This window comes from Ligilactobacillus sp. WC1T17, assembly GCA_900110005.1.
Lineage (GTDB): Bacteria > Bacillota > Bacilli > Lactobacillales > Lactobacillaceae > Ligilactobacillus > Ligilactobacillus ruminis_A.
In genome coordinates this window covers 195,265-211,278 of sequence record FOCC01000002.1, presented here as the reverse complement: position 1 = coordinate 211,278, position 16,014 = coordinate 195,265, and the positions used below count along the sequence as shown (strand labels likewise).

The window sequence follows — 16,014 nt, the reverse complement described above, 5'->3', positions numbered from 1 at the left end:
TAAATAGTGCGGTGATGATGGCATCAAGGATACACCTGTTCCCATTCCGAACACAGAAGTTAAGCTTGATAGCGCCGAGAGTAGTTGGGGGATCGCCCCCTGTGAGGGTAGGACGTTGCCGTGCTGTTATTATTCCGGCATAGCTCAGTTGGTAGAGCACCTGACTGTTAATCAGGCTGTCGACGGTTCGAGTCCGCCTGCCGGAGTTTAATAAATGGAGAGTTGTCCGAGAGGCCGAAGGAGCATGATTGGAAATCATGTAAGGGGGTAATGACCTCCTTCGAGGGTTCGAATCCCTCACTCTCCGTTGCTGTTATGGCCCGTTGGTCAAGTGGTTAAGACACCGCCCTTTCACGGCGGTAACATGGGTTCAAATCCCGTACGGGTCACTTTTGGAGGATTAGCTCAGTTGGGAGAGCGTCTGCCTTACAAGCAGAGGGTCACAGGTTCGAGCCCTGTATCCTCCACTTATTCCATGGTCCTATGGTGTAGGGGTTATCACGCCTGCCTGTCACGCAGGAGATCGCCGGTTCAAATCCGGCTAGGACCGTTGCGTTTCAATAGCGCATATAAGTTAATATTTATTATTATCAACATTGTGGCTCGGTAGCTCAGTCGGTAGAGCAAAGGATTGAAGCTCCTTGTGTCGGCGGTTCGATTCCGTCCCGCGCCACCATGGAAGGGTAGCGAAGTCTGGCTAAACGCGGCGGACTGTAAATCCGCTCCTTCGGGTTCGGTGGTTCGAATCCACTCCCTTCCATTGCATGATAGGGATATAGTTTAAAGGTAGAACTACGGTCTCCAAAACCGTCAGTGTGGGTTCGATTCCTACTATCCCTGCCATGATGGCGGTAGTGGCGAAGTGGTTAACGCACCGGATTGTGGCTCCGGCACGCGTGGGTTCGATTCCCACCTACCGCCCTTTATTGGGGTATAGCCAAGCGGTAAGGCAACGGTTTTTGGTACCGTCATGCACTGGTTCGAATCCAGTTACCCCAATTAGAGGTTTCCTCTTTTTTTAATATCTATGGCGGTATAGCCAAGCGGTAAGGCAGAGGTCTGCAAAACCTTCATCACCGGTTCGATTCCGGTTACCGCCTTTAGTCGCTTGACTTGTGCGGCTAGTCTTGGTGATTATGCCGGTGTGGCGGAATTGGCAGACGCGCTGGACTCAAAATCCAGTGTCCGTTGAGGACGTATCGGTTCGACCCCGATCACCGGTATTTTTAAGAGCTTGCAGTAGCAAGCTCTTTTTTTATATATTATTAGTTTAATGATAAAAATAATAATATTAATTTAAATCTTTCCTCATGATAAAAAGCAAATAAGTGAATTTTTTATGGCTAATATTGAAGATAAACACGATTAATTCGCAATTATGATAAAAAAATGAAAAAATTAAAATATTACTTGACTTGCTTAAGCAATGTCTCTATAATCAAGTACATAGAAAATCATATACGAACGCATTGAGAAAGAAGAGTAGCAAAGTTGAAGCTTAAAGCGAGCCCTAATTGGTGAGAGAGGGTAAGTTGATGTTTTGTGAAAATCACTTTCGAGTATTGGCCTGAATTGATGACTCATAGTAAGGTTCAGTGGTGACACCCATTATCGTGTTAGCGTATCGCTTAGCTTTAGGCTAGGCTGCACGTGAAAGTTAGTTATAGTGATATAGCTAAAAATGTAGGGTGGTACCACGCATTTAGCGTCCCTGAGTTGCAGTAGGCAGCTCAGGGATTTTTTTTCCGGAAAAATAGTTCGCTTTTGATTTCAAAGCTTTAGAGAAGAGGTTATATAATGAAAGATTTAACTGAAAAAAAATTAACTGTTAAAGACTATCTTTTAGTTGCTTCAATGCTGTTTGCCTTATTTTTTGGGGCAGGCAATTTGATTTTTCCGTTGCATTTAGGCCAGCTTTCAGGTCAACATTGGTTACCCGCGGCTTTAGGCTTTTTAGTGACGGGGGTGCTGCTTCCGCTAATGTCTGTTTTAGCGATTGCTCTGACCAAATCTAGAGGGGTATATGATATTGGTCTGCCTTTGGGACCTAGTTTTGCGTTAGTTTTCATGGTTTTGATCCATGCTACAATCGGTCCTTTATTTGGTACACCCAGAACAGCGACGGTTTCTTTTGCGGTCGGTTTTGCACCATTAATTCCCGCTAAATTCCAAACACCTGCTTTATTAATTTTTTCAGCCATCTTTTTTACAATTGCTTTTTTAATTTCATATACCGAAAGCAAGATTGTTTCTAATTTAGGTAAATTATTAAATCCCATTTTTTTAGCCCTACTCTTTTTATTCTTTACCGTTGCTTTCTTACATCCTTTAGGCAACCCGATGAAAGTGGCTGCAACTTCTGCTTATAATAATGGGGCCTTTATTAACGGCTTTTTAGAAGGGTATAACACGTTAGATGCTTTAGCTGGCTTGGCTTTTGGAGTTACGGTAGTTACAGCTGTAAAATCAATGGGGTATAAGAAACCTGCTTCTGTTGCTAAGGTAACAGCTAAGGCTGGCCTTGTCGGTATGTCGGCTGTGGCTGTTATCTATCTGCTGTTAATCGTTACGGGAGCAATGTCGCTTGGAGAATTCAAGGTTTCCGCTGATGGAGGGGTAGCTTTTTCTCAATTAGTTAATGCATATGCTGGTGTAATTGGTCAAGCCTTTTTGGCTGTTTTGATTACACTGACTTGTTTAACGACGGCAGTTGGCTTAGTAGCAGCTTTTGCGCAGGATTTCCATAAGCATTTTCCTAAAGTCAGCTACCATCAATGGCTATTTTTATCAAGTTTTGCCTCCTTCTTAACAGCTAATGTTGGTTTAGCACAAATCATTTCCTGGTCAACGCCGATTTTAATGTTTTTATATCCACTGGCAATGGTCTTGATTTTCTTATCTGTTTTCTCTAGCTTTTTTAAGAAAAACAGCTTTGTTTACTTAACAACTATTGTTATGACGTTTATTCCGGCCTTTTTAGATATGGTGGCAGCTGCACCAAGTTTAGTTACACAAAGTGCTATGGGAAAGAGCCTTTTGACGTTGCGTTCGTATTTGCCGTTAGCCGACTTAGGTTTATCGTGGCTGATTCCGGCTATTTTAGGTTTTAGCTTTGGCTTGTTGGTGTATCGCTATCATTTAGCCGGAAAACAAAAGGTGATAGTTGAAGCAGAAGATTAAATACTAAAAGAGGCTTTTAAGCCTCTTTTTTATTTTACTAAAAAAACAAAATTTACTAAAAATAGCGCTTGCATAATTTAGTAAAACATAGTAAAGTTAAAGAGTAGAAAAAAGATATTTACTAATGGAGTTGAAAAATTATGGAAAAAGCAGAATTAGTATCAAAATTTAATGATATTTTTGGAGTAAACCCAGAAGGAACATTCTTCTCGCCAGGACGGATTAATTTAATTGGTGAACACACGGACTACAATGGTGGTCACGTCTTTCCGTGTGCAATTACTTTAGGAACATATGGGGCTGCTAAGAAGAGGGCTGACCGTAAATTGCGTTTTTATTCAGCTAACTTTAAAGATAAAGGTATTATCGAAACATCTTTGGATGATTTAGTTTATAAGGCTGAAGATAATTGGACCAACTATGCTAAAGGCATGATTAAATTTTTGAATGAAGCCGGATACAGTGTTAATCAAGGGATGGATGTCTACATTGAAGGTAATATTCCTAATGCTTCAGGCCTTTCATCATCCTCTTCATTGGAATTATTAATCGGTATTATTTGCCAAGAATTGTTCCAATTGAAGACTGAACGCTTAGACTTAGTTAAGTTAGGTCAAAAGACGGAAAATGACTTCATTGGGGTTAATTCTGGAATTATGGATCAATTTGCGATTGGAATGGGTCAAGCAGGAAAAGCTTTGTTATTAGATACCAATACTTTGGAATATACACCAGTACCGCTTGACTTAAAGGACAACGTAATTGTTATTATGAATACTAATAAGAAACGGGAATTGGCTGATTCTAAATACAATGAACGCCGCACTGAATGTGAAAAGGCTTTGGCTGAATTGCAACAAGAACTTTCAATTAACTCTTTAGGGGAATTGGATGAAGATACTTTTGATGAATACAGCTACCTCATTGAAGACGAAGCACGTTTGAAGCGGGCACGTCATGCTGTGTCGGAAAATCAACGCACTTTACGAGCTGAACGGGCTTTAGAGGCAGGCGATTTGGATAAATTTGGTCGTCTAATCAATGCTTCTCATGTTTCACTTGAACATGATTATGAAGTTACCGGTGTTGAATTAGATACTTTGGCTCATACTGCTTGGAAGCAAGCAGGGGTTTTAGGTGCTAGAATGACAGGTGCCGGCTTCGGTGGCTGTGGTATTGCTATTGTAGCTAAAGACTGTGTTGACAGCTTCAAAGAAAATGTAGGCAAGGCTTATATTGAAAAAATTGGTTATGCACCGTCATTTTACATTGCTCAGGTAGCTAATGGAACTTGTGTATTAGATTAATTAAGAAAAGTTGGTGAGTTAAAGTGAATTTGATAGAAGCTTTTGTAAAACAAGTTATTGCGCAGTCAGATTATACATCTTTAGACCAAGTTTATTTGTATAATCATGTTTTACATTTAACTGGTACATGCGAGACGCAAGCAAGTGATAAAATGGATTTGATTGAATTAAAGGATCTTTTAGTAGAACAAGCATGTGCTAATGGAAAAATCGATGATTTAGCAGCGCATAAAGATAATTTAGGAGCTGAATTAATGGATTTAGTGACGCCAATTCCAAGCGTGCTCAATCGCAGATTCAATGAAATTTATCAACAAGACCCTGCTAAAGCGATTGCTGACTTTTATGCTTTAAGTAAAACTAATGATTATATCAAAACGAAAGCGATTGCTAAAAATATTTACTTTAAAACACCGACTGATTACGGTGATTTAGAAATCACCATTAATCTTTCTAAGCCTGAAAAAGATCCTAAGCAGATTGCTTTAGCTAAAAAAATGGCGCCATCGGGTTATCCCAAATGCCAATTGTGTTTAGAAAATGAAGGCTATTATGGCCGGTTAGACCATCCTGCTCGGACTAATCACCGGATTATCTGCTTTAATTTAGGCCAAGATACGTGGGGATTCCAATATTCTCCTTATGCCTACTTTAATGAACACTGTATTTTCTTAGATACGAAGCATGAACCGATGGTTATCAATGAAAGTACTTTTGCTAATTTGCTTGACATTATTGCCAAATTCCCAGGTTATTTTGTAGGTAGCAATGCTGATTTGCCAATTGTGGGTGGATCGATTTTAACGCATGAACATTACCAAGGTGGACGGCATACCTTTGCCATGGAAAAGGCGGCTTTGGAAGATACCTTTACCTTTAAAGGTTTTGAAGAAGTTAAAGCAGGGATTGTTAAATGGCCGATGTCGGTTATTCGTTTAAATTCAGCTAAGCGTGAACCATTAATTAAGTTGGCTGCCAAAATTTTGGCTCAATGGCGTGATTATAGTGATACTAGCGTTAATATCAAGGCCTTTTCGGATGGTGAAAGCCACCATACTATTACACCGATTGCCCGTATGCGGGATGGACGGTATGAATTAGATTTGGTTTTAAGAGATAACCAAACCAGTGGCGAATTTCCTGACGGTATTTTCCATCCGCATCAAGATGTACAACACATTAAAAAAGAAAATATCGGTTTAATTGAGGTTATGGGCTTAGCTATTTTACCGCCACGGCTGCAAGTAGAATTGCAAGAAGTAGCTAAATATCTTTTGGATCAGCCTAATGAAATAAAAGCTTACCACCAAGTTTGGGCCGATGAATTGAAGGCTAGGTATCAAAACTTAAATGAAGAAAATATTAAAAATGTTGTTGAACAAGAAACCGGTAAAGTTTTTGCCCGCGTCTTAGAAGATGCAGGCGTTTACAAGCGTAATTCTCAAGGACATGAAGCTTTCATGCGTTTTGTTCAAAGTGTTGGTTTAGTTTAAAAGTTAATAAGTTAATTTTTATAAATAACCCCCTTTAGTGTCTTGCTAAAGGGGGTTTATTATGTTACTCTAATTTTAAATGATAATGATTCTCAATTAGAAAAGAGGGGCTGGCAAATGGCGACGCTAGCAGAGGCTAAACACAAGGGGCGTTATATTATTTCTGAAATCAAAGGCAGTAAGGCCTTGACGAGACGTTTAACGGAATTAGGCATGTTGAGAGGGAAAGTTATTACAGTGATTGCAACGTCTAGCTCAAATAGCGGCTTGTTGATTTATTTTCAGGGGCAACGTTTAGCTGTGAGTGAGCAAATGGGAGCTTGTATTAAGATTTTGGATGTTGATTCTTTAGAAGAACAGGACTTGATTTCTTTAGATGAAGTAGCTTTAAAAAAGACCTGTGTCGTAGCCAAAATTACCGGATCTAAAGAATTGCGGCGACGTTTAATGGATATGGGCTTAACCAAAAATACTTTGGTGACAGTCAAACAAGTTGCACCCTTGGGCGACCCTTTGGAATTAATCCTTCGAGGTTATAAGCTTTCCTTGCGAAAACAAGAAGCACATAATATTTTGGTTAAGGAGGAAGAATTTTGAAAATAGCACTTGCTGGTAATGCCAATTGTGGCAAAACCACACTTTTTAATGCTTTGACAGGATCCAATCAATTTGTTGGTAATTGGCCGGGAGTTACGGTTGAACGCAAAACAGGAATTTTAAAAAAGCATCCTGAAGTAGTGATTGATGACCTGCCGGGGATTTATTCGCTTTCGCCGTATTCTTTAGAAGAGGTGGTTTCGCGTAAATATTTAATTGAACAGCGTCCCGACGTTATCGTCAATGTTTTAGATGGAACTAACCTTGAACGAAATTTATATTTGACTTTACAGTTGATGGAAACAGGTATTCCGATGATTTGTGCGGTCAATATGATGGATTTGCTCAAGAAGCAGGGCAAAAAGATTAATTTAAAAAAATTAGCTTATATGTTAGGCGTACCAGTGGTTGGTATCAGTGCTTTAAAAAAGACTAATTTGGATAAATTAATTACTTTAATGCAACATGAGCCTGCTGCTTATGAATTTCCGCAGTATGATGACCGCCTGGAATCAGCCTTAGCCATGATTGGTGAGCAGTTGACGGGAATTGTGCCGGCTGATAGCGTTCGTTTTTATGCCATTAAGTTTTTTGAAAAAGATGAACGTATTTGGCAGCAAATCGAATTGGATGCGAGTCGTAAAGCTAAAATTACCGAATTAATCCAAATGGCTGAAAAAATTTTTGATGATGAGTGCGAAAGCATCATTGCCAATGTGCGCTATGATTACTTGGCACGAATTATCGATATGTGTGTCATTGATAAAGATGATTTTGCGATGACCTTATCCGATTATGTTGATTTGGTGGTTACAAATCGCATTTTAGCATTACCTATTTTTGTACTAGTGATGTGGGCAGTTTATTATTTGTCGATTCAAACATTAGGGACAATGGGAACCGACTGGGTGAACGATGTTTTATTTGGAAAATATATCCCTGATACAGCTGAAAGCTTGCTTAATAGCTGGCAAGTGGCTTCGTGGATGAAGAGTTTAATTATTGACGGTATCATTGGTGGCGTTGGTTCGGTCTTAGGCTTTTTGCCGCAAATTGCAGTTTTATTCTTGTGTTTAGGTATTTTGGAAGATTGTGGTTATATTGCACGGGTCGCTTTTGTGATGGATCGCATTTTTCACAAATTTAACTTATCCGGTAAATCATTTATTCCCTTGCTGATTTCGACTGGCTGTGGTGTGCCGGGGGTGATGTCAACGCGGACGATTGAAAGTGAAAAAGACCGCAAAATGACCATTATGCTGACGACTTTTATGCCTTGTTCAGCTAAGTTGACCATTATCGGTTTGATTGCTGGGACTTTCTTTAAAGGGAAAAGCTGGGTAGCGCCATCGGCCTATTTTATTGGCATGATTGCGGTCGTGTGTTCAGGTATTTTCCTGAAAAAAACGCGTCTTTTTGCGGGTCCAACGCAGCCTTTTGTCATGGAGTTGCCGGCTTATCACCTGCCTAAGGTTTCTAATGTGTTGCGTTACTCTTATGAAAGATCAATTGCCTTTGTAAAAAAAGCGGGTACGATTATTTTTGCCTCGGTAGTAATGATTTGGTTTTTATCGACTTTTAATTATAAAATGCAGATTGTTCCGCAATCACAAAGTGTGCTAAAAACAATCGGCAGCATATTCGTACCTTTATTTAAACCATTGGGCTTTGGCGATTGGCATGCTTGTGCGGCTATCTTTGCCGGGTTGATTGCTAAGGAAAATTGCATCAGTACGATTCAAGTGACCTTTGGCAACCCAAGTACGCATGTCTTCAACCAGTTAATGGTAAGTCATTTTTCTAATTTTGGAGCTTATGCCTTTTTGGTGTTTAATATGTTGTGTGCACCGTGTTTTGCAGCTATTGGAGCAATGAATAAGGAATTTGGGGATTACCGTTGGACACTTAGAGCGGTAACGTATCAAACGGTAGTGGCTTATTTATTTGCTTTATTGATTTATCAAAGTTCATTGATTATCGGCGGCCATTATACATGGCTGAATGTTTTGGCGGTTATTTTCGTACTGCTTATTTCTTTATATGCCTTAGTACTCAAAAAACCTAAAACTGAATTTGATGGCCAACAAGCGCAAGTTATGGAAGAAGGAATTTAAATGATAGCGACTGTTATTTTAGCAATTTTAATTTTTGGAGCCTTTTTTTATGTGGGATATACGCGCTTTATTAAAAGAAGTAAAGGCGGGTGCCATTCATGCCACGACCAGGGTTGCCCTTTAGCAGATAGACAGCAAATGAATACTAATCATCATTAAAAAAGATAGTGCTTAGCTTTGGTTGAGCACTATTTTTTAGCTTTTTTAGTGAAAATATTCACGATTAAATCGAAGTAATTGTATGGTACCGTTTTCTGTGCTATACTCTAGGTGTAAAAAAGCGGTTACTAAACTAGCCTTTAATTTTTGATTGGAGTTGATAAAATGAGTACTTATGGAAATTTTGCCGAAGAAGATATTAATAAGCGTAATGCGATTTTCTCACGGACGCGAACAACTATTGAAACGGCTTTTTATGGAAATAACATGGAACATATCTCTGATCCGGCTACAGCTTACCGGTTGGCAGCAGCCAACCCTAATACAATTGTGACGGATTTGCCGATTATTCATACGGACGAATTAGGATTGCCGCATGATGCTAAGATGCTCGTTGATAATCATGGCCAAGTTGTCGGTCGCACGGCAGCGGCTAGAAGATTAATTGATTCGCCTGAGGTTGATTCAGATCAATTAAACGGGGTTTTGCGTGAAGCAATTTATTATGGCAGTCAGCATAAATTCTACACGACGGATGTCTTGGTGGGCCTAGATGAAGACTTTATGGTAAAAGCTCACTTGGCTTTGGCTGAAGGATTTGAAGTTAATCTTTTATCCTATATGCTTAATTTCCAAGTTTTAAATGAAACTTATGCTCAGCGTTATGCCAAATCAAAACAATACGATGAAGGAGATATTTACCTCTATTGTGATCCGTACTGGTCAGACTCGTCTTATCCTAATGGATTGGTAATTATTGATGCCGCACATAATGCTGCAGCTATTTTAGGATTGCGTTATTTTGGCGAGCTTAAGAAGGCAACTTTGACTTTGGCATGGGCAACAGCACATCGTAATGGCTACACTGCCTGCCATGGGGGCGAAAAAGCCTTCCACTTTAAAGATCGTGATGATAAAGTCTTTGCCTTTTATGGTTTATCTGGTTCTGGTAAATCAACATTAACCCATGCAAAGCACGACGGTAAATTTGACATTACGGTTTTACACGATGATGCTTTTGTTATTAACCGACACGATGGCAGTTCTGTAGCTTTGGAACCGGCTTATTTTGACAAGACCAATGATTATCTGCCTGGTACCAAGGAAACAACGTTCTTTACCACTGTGATGAATGTTGGGGTTACGCTCAATCGGGATGGCAAAAAGGTATTAGTGACTGAAGATTTGCGCAATGGCAATGGCCGTACCATTAAATCACGCTATGCTTCAGTTAATCGAGTTGATAAGGAGCCAGCTAAAATTACCTCTATTTTTTGGATTATGAAGGATAATAGTTTGCCGCCGGTAGTCAAATTAGAAGCCCCTGTTTTAGCCGCAACTTTCGGGGTTACCTTGGCTACCAAGCGGTCAACAGCCGAAAACGTGGTTGCTGGTGACCGCAACGCTTTAGTGATTGAACCATTCGCTGATCCATTTAGAGCTTATCCTTTAGCTGAAGACTATCATGATTTCAAAGAATTATTTGAAAAGCAGAAAGTTAGCTGCTACATTGTTAATACGGCTGATTTTAACGGCAAGGATATCAAAAAAGAAATTACCTTGGGCATTTTGGAAGATATTGCCAATGAAAAAGATAAGTGGAAGCCGTTTGGAACTTTAAAAGGTATGAGTTATATGCCGCTTGATGGTTATGAAGTTGATTTTAGCGATGAAGCCTACGTCAACGAATTAAAGACCCGCTTGGAAATTCGTCGTGATTGGATTGATAATTACGAAAAGACACATACTTATGCGCCATTGCCGGCCGAAATAAGACAATGCCTTGAAGGCTTAATTGACAAATTGAAGTAAAGACAGTTAAAAGCAGAACGCCTAAATAAGTCGTTCTGCTTTTATTTTGCTTTAACACGAATGTGATATATTATGACATGCACCGCGAAAAAAATACTTTTTTATAATTTTTCCCTTGAAAAAATAGCTAGTTATGTTAGAATTTATGACATAAGCTAAGGGGGATGTTGAAATGATTAATGAAGCAAATACGGTTTTTTTGATTATGTCGAGTATTTTGGTTTTTTGCATGACACCAGGATTAGCTTTTTTTTACGGCGGTTTAGTGTCACGGAAAAATGTTGTTAATACCATGCTGTCCGTTTTTATTATTTGCGGTGTGGCAGTGCTTTTATTTTGCTTTGTAGGTTATGAATTATGCTTTAATGGTGACAGTTTTGGGATTATTGGACACGTCAAGCATCTTTTTTTAAGTGGGCTTGATTTAGGTCAAATTGTTAATCAGGATGCCAAGATTAATCTTGGAACTTATCTGATTTTTGAGATGATGTTCGCTATTATTACACCTGCTTTATTTGTCGGCGCGATTGTCGGACGCATGCGCTTTAATTTTTTGCTGGCCTTCATTATTTTGTGGACTTTACTGATTTATTACCCTTTGGTCCACATTGTTTGGAGTTCGCAGGGCTTTTTATTTAAAGCAGGAGTGTTAGATTTTGCCGGTGGTACGGTGGTTCATATTAACGCGGGGATTACCGCATTAGTTTTATCCATCTTTTTAGGACCGCGGCTTAAAAAGCAGACCAATCATTATGATTTACCTTGGGTTTTGCTAGGAACGGCCATCTTGTGGATTGGCTGGTATGGTTTTAATGCTGGTTCAGCATTGGCAGTTAATACCATTGCTTTGCAAGCATTTATTACAACGACTATTGCAACCGGCAGTGCTATGATGATGTGGATGCTGCTTGAAATGAAGGTTAATCAAAAGCCATCGCTCGTTGGGGTATGTACAGGCGCCTTATGCGGCCTTGTCGGCATTACTCCTGGTGCTGGGTATGTAACGGTTGTAGGGGCCTTTTTCATCGGCATTTTATGTACCTGCATTAGTTTTAGTTTTATTACCTATATCAAACCCAAATTGAAGTATGATGATCCGCTGGATGCTTTTGGCTGTCACGGAGTTTCCGGGATTGCCGGTTCGATTTTAACAGGCGCTTTTGCCAGCAAATCAGTTAATAAAGCGATTGACAACGGCCTTTTTTACGGTGGCGGTTGGAATCAGGTAGTTTTGCAATTAGCTGGGACTATCTTCACGATTATTTTTACGACGATTTTAGTTATTATTTTGATTGTTATTTTACGTAAATTTATTTTAATGCGAGTGCCTGAAGCTGAAGAAATTAAAGGCTTGGATGCCGGAGAACACGGTGAAGAAGTTGACTCAATGGCCGGTACGCATGAAGTGGAACGCTACCGCAATGAATTTCAAGGACAATTGGCGCATTTATTAGGACAAAACGGACCGAGATACCGGTAAAAAAAGAGGCCTATTTAGGCCTCTTTTTTTGTGTCTAATTAAATGGATCCCAGCTATATTTTGCCCGGGCTCCGCCGATTAATTTTGGACGTGAGCGTAGGTAAGTAGTGTGTGCTAAACCAATCTCCTTAATTGAAGTTCTAACTGGAATTTGCACAAATTTGACATGCATGCCAATTGAAGTATCGCCAATATCCATCCCAGCTTGAGCAGTAATATGCTCAACTTCAACAGGATCATCCATTTGCTCAAAAGCGGCTATTTGGCAAGATCCGCCTGCATGCTCGCTGGGGAAGACGGTGACGATTTCCAGCTGATTGTCTTTAGCTACTTGACGTTCAACGACCAAAGCCCGGTTAAGATGTTCACATCCTTGAACCGCTAAGTGCAATTTTTTAGTTTTTAAAACAGAAAGCATGGTGCTGACTACCGCACGTCCCACTTCAACACTAGGATACTTGCCAATGTGCTGACCTTGAATTTCACTAGTACTGCAGCCTAAAACGACAATATCGCCGGCTTCTAAGCGGGCCTGTCCCAATAACTCAGTCAGACCGGTTTTAACATCTTTTTTAACCTGTTCTAAATCAATTTCCAAGTAAATACGCCTCCACACTATATGTTGTATTTCATTATACACCATCCGCTAAAAAATGTTTCACGAGTCAAAAGCTTGCTGCTGCATAGGTTTCACATTATTTTGCTCACGCAATATATAGTGTTGCTTCAAAAATGCAAAACTATATCTTGTGTTTGAGGGTTTTTCGTTATATGATATTACTTGTAAATAAAGAACACAAAGTTGTGCTGGTCAAGGCGCTTGGTATCTTTTTCCAAGCGTCTTTCATATTCAAGTAAAAGTGTGGGGGTCTTAACGATGATGGAAGTAAGAGATGAAATTAAAAGCAAAACAGCGCCAAAAACAGTTATTAAGCGCGATGGATACGAGATGCCGTTTGCACCATATAAGTTAGCTTATATTTTTGAAGCGTTGGGCTTAAAAGACGAAAAAGAAGCCTTATTTTTAGCTTTAAATAACGCCTTAGCTGGTAAAGAAACCGTGGAAACAGCTGATATCTACGATGCAATGATTGACATTTTAACGCAAATGGGTTTTGCTGCTAAAGCTCAAGCATATATGGATGAACATCGTCGGCGCGAAATCGCTTGGGAAAAGCAAACTAATCCGACTGATCGTTTGGAACGTCTTTTACAAAAAGACCCCGCTTTAGTTCATGAAAATGCCAATAAAGACAGTAACGTTTTTAATACGCAACGTGATTTAACTGCTGGAACCGTCGGTAAGACTTTAGGTTTGAGAATGATGCCAGAACACGTTGCTAAGGCGCACTTGCGTGGAGAAATTCATTATCATGATTTAGACTATACGCCATGGAGTCCGATGACTAATTGCTGTTTGATCGATTTTAAAGAAATGCTGACAAACGGCTTTAAGATTGGCAATGCTGAAGTAGAAAGTCCGCATTCTATTCAAACGGCTACGGCCCAAATGTCACAAATCATTGCTAATGTCGCTTCTAGTCAATACGGTGGGTGTTCTGCCGACCGGGTGGATGAAGTTTTGGAACCATTTGCTTTAAAAAATTATGATAAGCACTTGGCTGAAGCTAAAGAATATATCGAAGATCCGGCTAAGCAAGAAGAATTTGCCAAGAAGCGTACCAAAAAGGATATTTATGATGCCATGCAGGCTTTGGAATATGAAATTAATACGCTTTTCTCATCACAAGGACAGACACCTTTTACGACGTTAGGCTTTGGTTTGGGTACTTCATGGATTTCACGTGAAATCCAAAAATCAATCTTGAAGATTAGAATTCAAGGTTTAGGCCGCGAAAAGAGAACAGCTATTTTTCCTAAATTAGTATTTACCTTGAAAAAAGGCTTAAACCTTCGTCCACAAGATCCTAACTACGATATTAAGCAGTTGGCCGTGGAATGTGCTACCAAAAGAATGTATCCTGATGTTTTAATGTACGATAAGATTATTGATATTACAGGCAGTTTCAAAGCACCGATGGGATGTCGTTCATTTTTACAGGGCTGGAAAGATAGTGAAGGTAATGAAGTTAATTCAGGCCGAATGAATTTAGGTGTTGTAACGATGAATTTACCGCGGATTGCTTTAGAAGCGCACGGAGATAAAGATTTATTTTGGAAAATCTTCCAAGAACGTTTGGCTATTTGTCATACAGCGTTGCAATTCAAAGTTAAGCGGGTTTTAGATGCCATACCGGAAAATGCGCCTATTTTATACCAATACGGTGCCTTTGGCAAGCGTTTAGCTGCCGGTGGCGATGTCAATGAGTTATTTAAAAACGAACGGGCTACAGTTTCTTTAGGTTACATCGGCTTGTATGAAGTTGGAACTACTTTTTATGGACCTAATTGGGAACATAACAAAGAAGCACATGATTTCACCTTATCTATTGTGAAAAAAATGTATGAAGCTTGCAAAGACTGGTCAAAAGAAAGCGGCTATCACTATTCCGTTTACTCGACACCAAGTGAATCTTTGACCGACCGCTTCTGCCGCTTAGATACGCAAAAATTCGGCAAGGTTAAAGATATTACTGATAAGGAATACTATACGAACAGTTTCCACTATGATGTTCGCAAGCATCCAACCCCATTTGAAAAGTTAACCTTTGAAATGGATTATCCTAAATACGCTGCGGGCGGCTTTATTCATTACTGCGAATATCCAAACTTAAGGCAAAATCCAAAGGCTTTAGAAGCTGTTTGGGACTTTGCTTATGATAAAGTTGGCTATTTAGGAACTAATACACCTATTGATCACTGCTATAAATGTGGTTTTCAAGGTGAATTTAAAGCTACCGAACGTGGCTTTGAATGCCCAACCTGTGGTAACCACGATCCTAAAACTTGTGATTGCGTTAAGCGGACTTGTGGTTATTTAGGTAATCCTTTGCAACGGCCAATGGTACATGGCAGACATAAAGAAATTGCTTCAAGAGCCAAGAATATGACTAATGGGATGGTTGAAGATGTCCAATAATCAAATCCGCGTCAGCATTGGCGGCGATACTCAGTTCATTTCGCAGGCTGATTTGAAATTAGGTACTAAAACTGTAAAAAAACCGGTTAGAGCGGCAAAAAAAGCCCAAGGACCCCGTAATCCCAAACCTAAAGAATGGCTGGCTAAAGATTTAAGTCAAGGCTATATTGCTGATTATAAGCCGTTTAATTTTGTTGATGGTGAAGGGGTGCGTTGCAGTTTATATGTCAGCGGCTGCATGTTTGCCTGCCCTGGATGTTACAATAAAGTGGCGCAAAATTTCCACTATGGTCGACCTTATACGCAAGAATTGGAAGATCAGATTTTACGTGATTTAGGGGAAGACTATGTTCAAGGTTTAACTTTGCTTGGCGGCGAACCCTTTTTAAATACGCAGGTTTGTCTACGATTAACGCGCAGAATTCGACAGGAATATGGAGATAAAAAAGATATCTGGTCTTGGACTGGTTATACCTGGGATGAACTTTTACAAGATTCAAAAGATAAGCTAGACCTGCTAAATGAAATTGATATTTTGGTTGATGGCCGCTTTATGGAAGATTTAAAAGATTTGACCTTACAATTTCGGGGCAGCTCTAACCAGCGGATTATTGATGTTAAAAAATCACTAGCTCAAAACAAAGTCGTTTTGTGGGATAAATTGCTCAAATAAAACATAAGACGAAATATTTTTAATATTTCGTCTTATTTTAGCAATTTTTTTTAAAAATATGTCACATAGTAGGGGTTGAATAATGGAACATTATGTATGAGAATAAGTTTAAACTTATTTGTTAATTAATTCTTAATTTTTGGTTAAGTGAATAAATAA

At 39.5% G+C, this 16,014-nt stretch carries 11 protein-coding genes, 12 tRNA genes, 1 rRNA gene and 1 other annotated feature; of the genes, 23 read left to right on the top strand and 1 reads right to left on the bottom strand.

The features are described 5' to 3' along the window. The first annotated feature begins 7 nt into the window (after positions 1 to 7). The 21 genes from rrf to BMX26_RS02145 all read left to right on the top strand — a co-directional run bounded on the left by rrf (position 8) and on the right by BMX26_RS02145 (position 12,142). Positions 8 to 124 (top strand): 5S ribosomal RNA (gene rrf / locus BMX26_RS02245). A gap of 9 nt (positions 125 to 133) precedes the next feature. Continuing rightward, positions 134 to 206, top strand: a tRNA-Asn gene (locus BMX26_RS02240). Positions 207 to 216: 10 nt separating this feature from the next. Then, a tRNA-Ser gene (locus BMX26_RS02235) sits at positions 217 to 307 on the top strand. 10 nt (positions 308 to 317) lie between these two features. After that, positions 318 to 389 (top strand) — tRNA-Glu (locus BMX26_RS02230). A gap of 5 nt (positions 390 to 394) precedes the next feature. Beyond that, positions 395 to 467, top strand: a tRNA-Val gene (locus BMX26_RS02225). 10 nt (positions 468 to 477) lie between these two features. Continuing rightward, positions 478 to 550 (top strand) — tRNA-Asp (locus tag BMX26_RS02220). Positions 551 to 600: 50 nt separating this feature from the next. Continuing rightward, a tRNA-Phe gene (locus BMX26_RS02215) sits at positions 601 to 676 on the top strand. Position 677: 1 nt separating this feature from the next. Then, positions 678 to 760: transfer RNA gene (locus BMX26_RS02210), tRNA-Tyr, on the top strand. A gap of 9 nt (positions 761 to 769) precedes the next feature. Further along, positions 770 to 843: transfer RNA gene (locus BMX26_RS02205), tRNA-Trp, on the top strand. A gap of 5 nt (positions 844 to 848) precedes the next feature. Further along, positions 849 to 921 (top strand) — tRNA-His (locus BMX26_RS02200). Between the two features lie 6 nt (positions 922 to 927). Next, positions 928 to 999: transfer RNA gene (locus tag BMX26_RS02195), tRNA-Gln, on the top strand. Positions 1,000 to 1,029: 30 nt separating this feature from the next. Beyond that, a tRNA-Cys gene (locus BMX26_RS02190) sits at positions 1,030 to 1,100 on the top strand. A gap of 38 nt (positions 1,101 to 1,138) precedes the next feature. After that, positions 1,139 to 1,223: transfer RNA gene (locus tag BMX26_RS02185), tRNA-Leu, on the top strand. Positions 1,224 to 1,460: 237 nt separating this feature from the next. Beyond that, positions 1,461 to 1,716, top strand: a binding site (T-box leader). 81 nt (positions 1,717 to 1,797) lie between these two features. Then, the gene (gene brnQ / locus BMX26_RS02180) at positions 1,798 to 3,180 is read left to right on the top strand and encodes a branched-chain amino acid transport system II carrier protein (protein WP_075529834.1); all 1,383 of its coding nucleotides are present in this window, start codon (positions 1,798 to 1,800) and stop codon (positions 3,178 to 3,180) included. Positions 3,181 to 3,320: 140 nt separating this feature from the next. Continuing rightward, complete coding sequence (locus BMX26_RS02175; protein WP_075529833.1) at positions 3,321 to 4,487, top strand: galactokinase; 1,167 nt, start codon at positions 3,321 to 3,323, stop codon at positions 4,485 to 4,487. 23 nt (positions 4,488 to 4,510) lie between these two features. Beyond that, positions 4,511 to 5,980, top strand: a complete 1,470-nt coding sequence (galT, locus tag BMX26_RS02170) for a UDP-glucose--hexose-1-phosphate uridylyltransferase (RefSeq protein ID WP_075529832.1) — start codon at positions 4,511 to 4,513, stop codon at positions 5,978 to 5,980. A gap of 117 nt (positions 5,981 to 6,097) precedes the next feature. Then, positions 6,098 to 6,577, top strand: coding sequence for a FeoA family protein (locus tag BMX26_RS02165; protein WP_075529831.1), 480 nt, complete (start codon positions 6,098 to 6,100; stop codon positions 6,575 to 6,577). Further along, positions 6,571 to 8,691, top strand: coding sequence for a ferrous iron transport protein B (gene feoB / locus BMX26_RS02160; RefSeq protein WP_075529830.1), 2,121 nt, complete (start codon positions 6,571 to 6,573; stop codon positions 8,689 to 8,691). The genes BMX26_RS02165 and feoB overlap by 7 nt, the downstream gene beginning before the upstream one ends. Continuing rightward, complete coding sequence (locus tag BMX26_RS02155; RefSeq protein WP_075529829.1) at positions 8,692 to 8,850, top strand: FeoB-associated Cys-rich membrane protein; 159 nt, start codon at positions 8,692 to 8,694, stop codon at positions 8,848 to 8,850. 165 nt (positions 8,851 to 9,015) lie between these two features. Beyond that, entirely contained in the window at positions 9,016 to 10,662 is a 1,647-nt protein-coding gene (locus BMX26_RS02150; RefSeq protein ID WP_075529828.1) for a phosphoenolpyruvate carboxykinase (ATP), read from the top strand. Between the two features lie 172 nt (positions 10,663 to 10,834). Continuing rightward, positions 10,835 to 12,142 (top strand): ammonium transporter, encoded by a 1,308-nt coding sequence (locus tag BMX26_RS02145; RefSeq protein ID WP_075529827.1) that lies wholly within the window; start codon positions 10,835 to 10,837, stop codon positions 12,140 to 12,142. A gap of 34 nt (positions 12,143 to 12,176) precedes the next feature. Here the strand turns inward: BMX26_RS02145 and BMX26_RS02140 are convergent, their stop codons facing one another. After that, positions 12,177 to 12,740, bottom strand: coding sequence for a TIGR01440 family protein (locus tag BMX26_RS02140; protein WP_075529826.1), 564 nt, complete (start codon positions 12,738 to 12,740; stop codon positions 12,177 to 12,179). A gap of 279 nt (positions 12,741 to 13,019) precedes the next feature. Between BMX26_RS02140 and nrdD the strand changes: the two genes are divergently transcribed. Beyond that, positions 13,020 to 15,182: an anaerobic ribonucleoside-triphosphate reductase gene (gene nrdD / locus BMX26_RS02135; protein WP_075529825.1), complete on the top strand. Its 2,163-nt coding sequence runs from the start codon at positions 13,020 to 13,022 to the stop codon at positions 15,180 to 15,182. Further along, complete coding sequence (gene nrdG, locus BMX26_RS02130; protein ID WP_075529824.1) at positions 15,172 to 15,855, top strand: anaerobic ribonucleoside-triphosphate reductase activating protein; 684 nt, start codon at positions 15,172 to 15,174, stop codon at positions 15,853 to 15,855. The genes nrdD and nrdG overlap by 11 nt, the downstream gene beginning before the upstream one ends. Positions 15,856 to 16,014: the final 159 nt, after the last annotated feature.

Excerpts from the sequence above, each read along its gene's own strand:
- brnQ (WP_075529834.1), top strand. The coding sequence starts at position 1,798 with ATGAAAGATTTAACTGAAAAAAAATTAACTGTTAAAGACTATCTTTTA.
- BMX26_RS02175 (WP_075529833.1), top strand. The coding sequence starts at position 3,321 with ATGGAAAAAGCAGAATTAGTATCAAAATTTAATGATATTTTTGGAGTA.
- BMX26_RS02165 (WP_075529831.1), top strand. The coding sequence starts at position 6,098 with ATGGCGACGCTAGCAGAGGCTAAACACAAGGGGCGTTATATTATTTCT.
- BMX26_RS02155 (WP_075529829.1), top strand. The coding sequence starts at position 8,692 with ATGATAGCGACTGTTATTTTAGCAATTTTAATTTTTGGAGCCTTTTTT.
- BMX26_RS02150 (WP_075529828.1), top strand. The coding sequence starts at position 9,016 with ATGAGTACTTATGGAAATTTTGCCGAAGAAGATATTAATAAGCGTAAT.
- BMX26_RS02145 (WP_075529827.1), top strand. The coding sequence starts at position 10,835 with ATGATTAATGAAGCAAATACGGTTTTTTTGATTATGTCGAGTATTTTG.
- nrdD (WP_075529825.1), top strand. The coding sequence starts at position 13,020 with ATGATGGAAGTAAGAGATGAAATTAAAAGCAAAACAGCGCCAAAAACA.
- nrdG (WP_075529824.1), top strand. The coding sequence starts at position 15,172 with ATGTCCAATAATCAAATCCGCGTCAGCATTGGCGGCGATACTCAGTTC.